The sequence below is a fragment of the Dermacoccus sp. UBA1591 genome (assembly GCF_002322065.1).
Lineage (GTDB): Bacteria > Actinomycetota > Actinomycetes > Actinomycetales > Dermatophilaceae > Dermacoccus > Dermacoccus nishinomiyaensis.
The window spans coordinates 10,157-18,133 of the sequence record NZ_DCNR01000079.1; the positions used below are offsets into that span (position 1 = coordinate 10,157).

At 67.8% G+C, this 7,977-nt stretch carries 6 protein-coding genes; 2 read left to right on the forward strand and 4 right to left on the reverse strand.

Annotation, left to right across the window (positions count from 1 at the left end; all coding sequences use genetic code 11):
- Positions 1 to 1,097, reverse strand: a 1,097-nt coding sequence (locus B2284_RS08195) for a phosphatase domain-containing protein (RefSeq protein ID WP_286697370.1), incomplete at its 3' end; no start/stop codon positions are given.
- A gap of 180 nt (positions 1,098 to 1,277) precedes the next feature.
- Between B2284_RS08195 and B2284_RS08200 the strand changes: the two genes are divergently transcribed.
- Positions 1,278 to 1,571, forward strand: a complete 294-nt coding sequence (locus B2284_RS08200; protein ID WP_006945741.1) for a GNAT family N-acetyltransferase — start codon at positions 1,278 to 1,280, stop codon at positions 1,569 to 1,571.
- On the opposite strand, the gene B2284_RS08205 is transcribed toward B2284_RS08200, so the two are convergent.
- Complete coding sequence (locus B2284_RS08205; protein WP_062257452.1) at positions 1,541 to 1,762, reverse strand: glycosyltransferase family 2 protein; 222 nt, start codon at positions 1,760 to 1,762, stop codon at positions 1,541 to 1,543. The two genes, B2284_RS08200 and B2284_RS08205, sit on opposite strands and share 31 nt — an antisense overlap.
- Before the next feature lie 776 nt (positions 1,763 to 2,538).
- The gene (locus B2284_RS08210; RefSeq protein WP_136788795.1) at positions 2,539 to 4,059 is read right to left on the reverse strand and encodes an amino acid permease; all 1,521 of its coding nucleotides are present in this window, start codon (positions 4,057 to 4,059) and stop codon (positions 2,539 to 2,541) included.
- A gap of 387 nt (positions 4,060 to 4,446) precedes the next feature.
- Between B2284_RS08210 and B2284_RS08215 the strand changes: the two genes are divergently transcribed.
- Positions 4,447 to 5,970, forward strand: coding sequence for an MFS transporter (locus B2284_RS08215; protein ID WP_062257446.1), 1,524 nt, complete (start codon positions 4,447 to 4,449; stop codon positions 5,968 to 5,970).
- A 105-nt stretch (positions 5,971 to 6,075) separates the two neighbouring features.
- Here the strand turns inward: B2284_RS08215 and B2284_RS08220 are convergent, their stop codons facing one another.
- Positions 6,076 to 7,770 carry a long-chain-fatty-acid--CoA ligase gene (locus tag B2284_RS08220; protein ID WP_082740671.1) on the reverse strand — a complete coding sequence of 565 codons (1,695 nt, stop codon included), beginning with the start codon at positions 7,768 to 7,770 and terminating at the stop codon, positions 6,076 to 6,078.
- Positions 7,771 to 7,977: the final 207 nt, after the last annotated feature.

The following is a 7,977-nucleotide window of genomic DNA, read 5'->3' on the forward strand; positions in this document are numbered from 1 at the left end:
TCGACGTCGTCGAGCAGCCGGTGGGTCTCGTCGATGACGCGCTGCACGCCCGCCTCGGAGATCAACCCCAACTCGTGAGCCTTGGCGGCCGCACCGACGTAGGTGTCGACCACCCAGATCCCCTTCGCGGCGAGTTCGGCGCGGCGTCCGGCATCCAGGGCCACGACGTCGTGGATGAAGACGGCCTTGACGACGTCACCGTGCGCCTGCAAGATCTGCTCGCCGACGGCGATGTCCCCCTGCCCCGAATCGCCGACGAACACGAGGTCGTACTCGGGAAACAAGGTCGCGTAGTGCGCGATGTTGGCGACCTTCTTCGCGGCCATCGCGTCGTGCGTCGCGAGATGGAAGATGCTGCCCGTCATGATCGACAGATCCGCGAACCCGGCCTTGGTGAGTGACTCGCGGCTGTAGCTCTTCATCAACCCCAGGGCATCCGCAGGCCGCGCCGTGACGAACGTCAGGTCACCGCGCGAGAGCGGCGCGTCACGAGGTCCGAGGTCGAGTGCTTCGTAGAACGCGATGATGCCCGGGATGACGGTTCCGCGCGGGTAACGCGTCTCGTGGATCTTCGCCAGGGCGGTGTCGTCGATGTCGGACAGGGTCTTCGCCTGCCGCTCACCCTCGAGCGACGAGGACGCGGCGAAGTGGTCGAGAATCTCGGCGCGGATGGCGTCGTCGTCGATGTCGGCGAAGACGAGACCCTCCAGATCGTGTCGGCCCTTCGCGAGGTTGAGCGTGTTCTTCAGGTGCGTCAGGTCGTTGCCCGTGTGGGCGAGCAGCATGTCACGGATCGCGCCCTCCATCGCAGCCGACGTCGCGCCGCCCTGCATCCCGTGGATGACGGCGACCTGCGCCGCCATGCTCAACTCGTGACGCCTCGTGCGGGTGAGCAACTCGATGAGGGCGGTCGCGTTGTCGGGGCCGATGAGGCGGTCGTCCATGTCGTCGAACAGCTTGGCCGCGTCGACGTTCTCGAGGACGTCGTTCAGCTCCGCGCCGGGCGCCTCGCGCAGCAGCGTGAGGATCTGCTTCTCATCACGTCGCCCCGTCGGGCCGTCGAGAAGGGAGTTGACGAGATCGAGCGTGACACCCACGAGGCCTCCCCTGGCCGAACGGCTGACGGCAGCCGATCACGGCGCCGCCCGGGCGCACCACGCCCGCGACGACAGCCTATCGAGCCTCGACGCGGCGCCCCGCACCTCACCGGCGCACCTCACCGACACACCGCGCGGGATACTCGCCCGCCCGCGAGTTCGGCGTGCCACAGTGAGTGCATGAGCGACACCATCACCGTGAAGAAGAACACCGAGACCCACCGCTACGAGGGTTTCCTCGACGACGAGCAGGTCGGGTTCGCCGACTACCGCGAGGACGGCGACGTCGTCACGATGCCGCACACGATCGTGCCGGAGCGCTTCGGTGGCCGCGGTTTCGCGAGCCAGATCGTCCGTTTCGCGCTCGACGACGTGCGCGCGGCCGGCAAGAAGGTCGACCCGGTCTGCCCGTACGTCGCGTCGTGGATCGACAAGCACCCCGACTACGCGGACGTGCGCGTCACGGCCTCCTGAGCGGGCGGTTCGTGGCCCCAACGGCGCGCGAACACCGCGAGGTCCTCGACACCACGCGTCGACGACGCCGTCGGCGCGTGCAATACGTGCGCGCCACCGACCCATGCCATGGACAGCCCGGCCTGCTCGGCGCGCATCGCGAGATCGAGGTCGCCGATGGCCGGGTCGCGGTAGTCGGGGGCAGAAACCACCGAGCAACCGCCACTCGCGCACGCGGACGGCGAAGTTGCCCGACAGGAGCAACCGATGGTCCTCGTTCGCGTGCACGTCACCAGGAGGCGGGAGCGCGCGGCGCGGGTGCGGGTCGACGAGCTGCGCGACTCTGCGTCGTTTCATGGCCGCCAGGTCATCATCGGCCGACAGGTAGGTGATGGGGCCGTTGAACAACCACCCGCGGCTCGTGCCGCACACGGCAAAGGCGTCGCGATACGCCTCGAGGAACCCTGGTAGTGGGATGCTGCGCGAGTCTGGATGGATGAAACCCTCACGCCCCTGAGCGATGGCGATGCTGGCACCCATGTTGCCCGCCCGACCGATCATGAAGTCGGCCGCGTCGAGCTCGTGCAGCTGTACGTCGGGATCGTTCGCGAGCAAGGCGATCGATCGCGCTCACGCGAGATCGTCCACGACGACGTGCGGGACGCCGGATGCGACGTCGCGGAGGAATCGCCGCTGCTGCTCCAGCGAACCCAGATCTCCCGACGTCGCCGTCACGAAGGCGAGACGCGGCGGTGCAGACGAGGGTGCAGGAGACCACTGAGGCTTCGAGCGGAGGAAACGCTGAGGCACGCAAGACCTTCCGAGACATGCGCGACGAGGTCGTCGACACCCCGGTAACGAATCGCTTCTATCCCAAAATGCGACCCACATCTGAAAATTGGTCGCCCGCACAGCTCGACAACCGAACACCGCGCGCTGGCCGAGTCAGCGCGGCCTGTCAACGCGCCCCCAGCCGGCCAACCCGCCGTCAGGAGTGCGAGCGGGTGCGCGTGAGATCCGCCTCGAGCGGGTCGACCTTCTTCGACTTCGTCACGAGCTTGTGGCCGGCCCACACGGCGAGGAACAGCGGCAGGCCGATGTAGCTCTCGAGCAGGCCGCCGGGGTCGACGGTGCCTTCGAAGATCAGGTCTTTGTTCTGCAGCACGATGACGAGCGCGCACATGCCGAGCGCGACGACCGGCCCGAGCGGGTACCACTTCGCGCGGAACGGCAGATCCTCGACGCGGCCACCCTGTGCGACGTACGCCTTGCGGAACTTGAGGTGGCTCCACGCGATACCGCACCACGTGATGAACCCCGCGAGACCGGAGGCGGCGACAAGCCAGCCATAGGCGTCGGACGAGAGCAGGCTCAGCCCGTAGCAGCCGAGCGCGACGAGGGCCGTCAGCAGCAGCGCCGGCATCGGTACGGAACGGCGGTTGGTCTTGAGCAGGAAGCTGGGCGCCATGCCCTTCTGCGCCATCGCGTAGAGCATGCGGGTCGAGACGTAGAGACCGGACGAGCCGGCCGACAGGATGGCGGTGAGAATGACCGCGTTCATGACGCTCGCCGCACCGACCACGCCGACCTTCTCGAAGATCAGCGTGAACGGCGACGCCTGGATGTCGCCGTCAGCGGCATTGACGAGGCGCGGGTCGGTGTACGGCAGCAGGAAGCCGATGACGACGAACGCGCCGATGTAGAAGATGAGGATGCGGAAGAACACGGCGCGGATGGCCTTCGGGATCGTCTTCTCGGGCTCGTCGGCCTCACCGGCGGCGACACCGATCATCTCGGTGCCCTGGAAGCTGAATCCGGCGATCATGAAGATCGCGATGATGCCCGAGAACCCGCCGACGAACGGCGCCTGCCCGGTGGTCCAGTTCTTCGTGCCGGGCGCCTCCGTCATGATGCCGAAGATCATGAGGACGCCGACGGCGAGGAACACGAGGACGGTGATGACCTTGATCGAGGCGAACAGGAACTCGCTCTCGCCGAAGGCGCGCACGCTGATCGCGTTGATGGCGAACAGGATGGCGAAGAAGACGAGCGCGACGAGACGCTGGTCGACGTCCGGCGCCCAGTAGTTGACGACGGCGCCCGCCGCCGCGATCTCCGCCGCGACCGTGATCGCCCAGTTGAACCAGTAGTTCCAGCCCTGCGCGAAGCCGAAGCTGCGGCTGACGAATCGGGTGCCGTACGCCTCGAACGAGTTGGCGAGCGGCAGATACGTCGACATCTCGCCGAGGCTCTGCATGAGCAACCACACCATGAACCCGATGACGCCGTACGCGACGAGCGCGCCGCCGGGGCCCGCCTCGTGGATCGAACCGGCGGAGGCGAGGAACAGGCCCGTCCCGATGGCGCCGCCGATGGCGATCATGTTGAGGTGGCGCGCATTGAGGTCGCGTCGCAGCTCGTTCTGACCACCCGCGCCAGGCGTCGGGTCGGCGACGGAGCCCGCCGGCCCTGACGGCTCGGCGGGCGTGGAATCGGCCTGTGTGGCCATGGCGTCTCCTGCGAGATCGAGAAGTGGATGACGCGGCGTGAGGACCGGTCGTTCGGTTCCTCGCCGGGGCACCTGCCCGGCGGGCGAGCCGGGCTCAGAGTAGCAACGCGAGCCGCCCGGAGAAGGGGCGACACGGGGGCCGACAACCCCTGCTGCGGCGTGAGATGTGCGGCAAATCACATCTTCGCGACAAAGCTGTGGCGCCGCGCTGCCTCAGCGCTGCCGAACCTCGCAGATCGGGGCCGCAAGGCGTCCGAGCACTGGACATTCCGGGGCATCGGCGATGGGATGAGAACCGTTTTTTCCCATTCGAGACGAACACCCACGAGCGACGAATGCGCTGCGGGCCCGGCTTCGCCCACCCGAACGTGCGCAGGAGAAACACACATGTCCCATACCGCTTCCGCCGCACCGGACGGCGAGCCCCGCGAGCTCGAACGCGACCACATCACCGTGGTCGAGAAAGCTCCACTCAAGAAAGCCATCACGGGCGCCACCATGGGCAACCTCATGGAATGGTACGACTTCGGCATCTACGGCTACCTCGCCGCCACGATGACGAAGGTGTTCCAGCCCGAGGGTGGCGACGACTCGACGAAGATGATCATCACCTTCGCCGTGTTCGCCGTCAGCTTCCTCGCCCGCCCCTTCGGTGGCCTCGTCTTCGGCCCCCTCGGCGACAAGATCGGGCGTCAGAAGACGCTCGCCATCACGATGCTCGCCATGTCGATCGCGACGGGCGCCATCGGTCTGCTGCCGTCGTTCTCGACCGCCGGCTGGTGGGCGTTCGCCGGTCTCATCATCTGCCGCCTCATCCAGGGCTTCTCCACCGGCGGTGAGTACTCGGGCGCAACGACGTTCGTCTCCGAGTACTCCCCCGACAAGCGTCGCGGCTACTTTTCGAGCTTCCTCGACACCGGTTCCTACCTCGGTTTCGCGGTCGGCGCCGCCGTCGTCGCGCTGTTCAGCATCGGCCTCGGCTCCGAGACGATGGACGACTGGGGCTGGCGCATCCCGTTCCTGCTCGCTCTGCCGTTCGGCCTGCTCGCCATGTACTTCCGCATGAAGATCGACGAGTCGCCGACGTTCGAGAACACGCAGGCCGCCAACGAGGCAGCCGAGAGCAACGACGCCATCGACGAGTCGCAGACGCAGCTCGGCCCGGTCGGCATCATCAAGCACCACTGGCGCCCGCTGCTCATCGCCATGGCGCTCGTCGGCGCGACGAACACCGCCGGCTACTCGCTCACGTCGTACATGCCCGGTTACCTCGAGAGCAACCACGGCTACACCACCCTGGGTGCCGCTGCAGCCACCATCCCGGCGCTCGTGGCGCTCTCCCTGGCCGTGCCCTTCGTCGGGCGCTTGTCGGACAAGATCGGCCGCAAGCCCGTCTACTGGATCGCGATCATCTCGACGCTGCTGTTCACCTACCCCGCCTACATGATGATGAAGAACCAGACGCTGGCCTTCGTCGCGATGTTCATGCTGGCCTTCTCCGTCTGCTTCTACGTCGCGATGTCGGCCTCGACGCTGCCCGCGCTGTTCCCGACGGCCTCACGCTTCGGCGGCATGGCGCTGTCGTACAACATCGCCGTCTCCCTGTTCGGCGGCACCGCGCCGATGATCAGCGAAGCGCTCGTCAAGTGGACCGGCAGCAAGAACGCGCCGGCGCTCTACACGATGTTCTTCGCCGTGCTCGGCGGCATCGCATTGATCGCGATGAAGGAGTCGGCGCGTAGACCGCTGCCGGGTTCGATGCCGACGGTCGCCTCCGACGAAGAGGCCCACGAACTCGTCGAGACGCAGCACGACAACCCCGACATCGTCCACGAGGACCTGCCGTTCGACGCGCACGACGCCGCGAACGCGGCAACCGCGGGGACCACTTCCGACGCCGAGAAGCACTGACGTCCGCTGCCGCGAGCGCTGAGTCCACAGCGCTCGCAGCCACGAAGGCCGCCACCCGATCGGGGTGGCGGCCTTCGCCGCCGTGTCGCCGCGACCACCGCTCGTTCAGTCGCCCTGGTTCGCGTGCTCGTGCAGCAGCTTGGTGACCTCGCGGCGCAGCACCTTGCCCATCGGGTTCGTCGGCAGTTCGTCGACGACGACGAAGCGACGCGGCGCCTTGTACGCCGTCAGCTTGCCCTTGACGTGGCGGCGCAGCGCCTCGGCGTCAGCATCGGTGTGGCCGTCGGCGAGCACGACGGCGGCGACGACGTCCTCACCGCCCGCGGTGGCGGGCAGCCCGACGACGGCGGCGTCAGCGATCGAGTCGTGTTCGCGCAGCACGCCTTCGACCTCGCTCGGGTAGACGTTGAAGCCACCGGTGACGATCATCTCCTTGATGCGGTCGACGACCGTGAGGTAGCCGCCCTCGCCCATCTCGACGACGTCGCCGGTGCGGAAGAAGCCGTCGTGGAACGCCTCCTGCGTCGCCTCGGGCTTCTTGTAATAGCCACCGAAGACCTGCGGACCCTTGACGAGCAGCTCGCCCGGGCCGGACTCCGGCGCGTCCTTCGTGACGTCCTCGGGATCGGCGAGGCGGATCTCGACGTCGGGGAACGGCACGCCGATCGAGCCGGCGCGACGATCGTCGGAGATGGGGTTGCCGACGACGACCGGGCTCGTCTCGGTGAGGCCGTAGCCCTCGATGAGGTGGCCGCCCGTCGCCTCCTCCCAGCGTTGCACGAGCGCGGACGGCAGCGACATCGCGCCCGACAGGCCGATGCGGATGCCCTCGAGGCTGACGTCGCGCTTCTCCGCCTCGTCGAGGATGCGGGCGTACAGCGGCGGTACACCCGGAGCGAACGTCGGGGTGCGACGCTTCACGGCGTCGATGATGAGCGGCACCTCGGGGGCGGGCAGCATGAGCAGGCACGCGCCGAGGTTGATGCCCGCGAGGACGCCGATCGTCAGACCGTACGCGTGGAACATCGGGAGGACGACGAGGAACGTCTCCTCACCGTCACGCAGCTGCGCCCACGCCTTGCCCTGCAGGCAGTTGGCAGCGAGGTTCGCGTGCGTGAGCGGGACGCCCTTGGGGGTGCCGCTCGTGCCCGAGGTGTAGAGCATGATCGCCGGGTCACCGGCCGATGGCTTGGGGTGGTCGACGGGCAGCGTGCCGCGTGAGAGCAGGTCGTTCCAGCTCAGCAGGCCCTCGGGCGCCGGGCCGGTGAGCCGCTCGCGCGACTCGCGCGCCTTCTTCACCGGCAGGCGCAGCGCGAGACGCTTGACGAACGGCAGCTCCGCCGTCACGTCGATCGCGACGATGTGGCGGACGCCGTTCTCCTGCGCGAGGTCGACGAGCATCGGGCTGATCTTGTCCCATGCGATGACGACCTCGGCCTCGTGGTCCTCGAACGGCGCGCGCAGCTCACCGATCGTGTAGAGCGGGTTGTGCTGCACCGCGATCGCGCCGATGCGCATGATCGCCTGCGTGACGACGACGTTCTGCGGGCAGCCAGGCAGCAGGACGGCGACGCGGTCGCCCGCCGTGACACCGAGGTCCAACAGACCGGCCGCGGCGGCGTCGACCTGAGCCTTGAGCTGGTCGTAGGTCGTGACGCGCCCCATGAAGTCGATGGCCGGGCGATCGCCGAATCGCGCGACGGCGGAGTCGAACTGATCGACGAGCGTCGCCGTGCCGTAATCGAGGCGCAGGGGCACACCGGGCGAGTAGGAGTTCGCCCACAGCGCGTTCGTCAGCATCGTCGTCATCCTCCATCGGCGCGTCGCGCCTCGTCACGGCTGGTCTCGTCACAGCACGAGGTGCCGAGCGGGATCGCCGGCACCGTCTTCGAGTGTATGCCCCGTCACGTCGAGCTTCTACACCCGTAGTACCCATCGGCGATTCCTGTCCCCTCCTGCGAACTACGTCCCCGGTCGCGATTCCTGTCCCCTGTGCGATTTTCGGTC